The 948-nt window shown below is 45.1% G+C and carries 1 protein-coding gene and 4 tRNA genes; all 5 read left to right on the top strand.

Annotated features, from left to right (window positions below; translation table 11 throughout):
- Positions 1-196 precede the first annotated feature (196 nt).
- Positions 197-272 (top strand) — tRNA-Thr (locus CIK04_RS12310).
- Positions 273-316: 44 nt separating this feature from the next.
- Positions 317-401 (top strand) — tRNA-Tyr (locus CIK04_RS12305).
- A 35-nt stretch (positions 402-436) separates the two neighbouring features.
- Positions 437-511, top strand: a tRNA-Gly gene (locus tag CIK04_RS12300).
- A 14-nt stretch (positions 512-525) separates the two neighbouring features.
- Positions 526-601 (top strand) — tRNA-Thr (locus CIK04_RS12295).
- 101 nt (positions 602-702) lie between these two features.
- Positions 703-948 (top strand): GTP-binding protein (locus CIK04_RS12290; RefSeq protein ID WP_325205712.1); only part of this gene is annotated, 246 nt, incomplete at its 3' end.

The following is a 948-nucleotide window of genomic DNA, read 5'->3' as shown; positions in this document are numbered from 1 at the left end:
TCCATGTGAATCGTGAAAGAGAATGCAAAATACATCATGAGTAACAGAAAGCAAATGACAATAGTGAATCCTCATTAGAAAAAGAGAGAATTGTGTGATTTGCGTCAGGTGATTCTGTTTTATCAAAAAATCAGATTTTTTTGTAAAAAAGCTATTGCAAGCAAAGAAATGATTCACTAGAATGCGCTCCACTTATGCCGACTTAGCTCAGTAGGTAGAGCAACTGACTTGTAATCAGTAGGTCACCAGTTCGATTCCGGTAGTCGGCACCATTCTCTCCCACTTAATAGTGATTGTAGTGAGATGGTGAAAATTTGGAGGGGTTCCCGAGTGGCCAAAGGGAGCAGACTGTAAATCTGCCGGCTCCGCCTTCGATGGTTCGAATCCGTCCCCCTCCACCATATTCTTTAGGAAATAGCTCTCAGAGTTACGTGTTGCGGGCATCGTATAATGGCTATTACCTCAGCCTTCCAAGCTGATGATGCGGGTTCGATTCCCGCTGCCCGCTCCACTCACAATTTGAGTGCTGATATAGCTCAGGTGGTAGAGCGCATCCTTGGTAAGGATGAGGTCGGCAGTTCGAGTCTGCCTATCAGCACCAGCTCTCAAAGTTATTTCCTTTTGATATAAGATTTACCAATTATCTTTTTTGGTTGCGTGGTCAATTCGGGCCACCTAAATCCGTACCTAGAGGGACTATTCATGTCTAAAGAAAAATTTGAACGTGTAAAACCGCACGTAAACGTTGGTACTATCGGCCACGTTGACCACGGTAAAACAACTCTAACTGCAGCTATCTGTACTACTCTTGCAAAAGTTTACGGCGGTGCTGCTCGTGACTTCGCATCAATCGACAACGCTCCAGAAGAGCGTGAGCGTGGTATCACAATCTCTACTTCTCACGTAGAGTACGACACTCCAGCTCGCCACTACGCACACGTAGACTGT

The sequence above is a fragment of the Vibrio sp. 03_296 genome (assembly GCF_002265885.1).
Note: the sequence above shows the minus strand (reverse complement) of the source record. Positions and strands in the feature narration are given on the sequence as shown.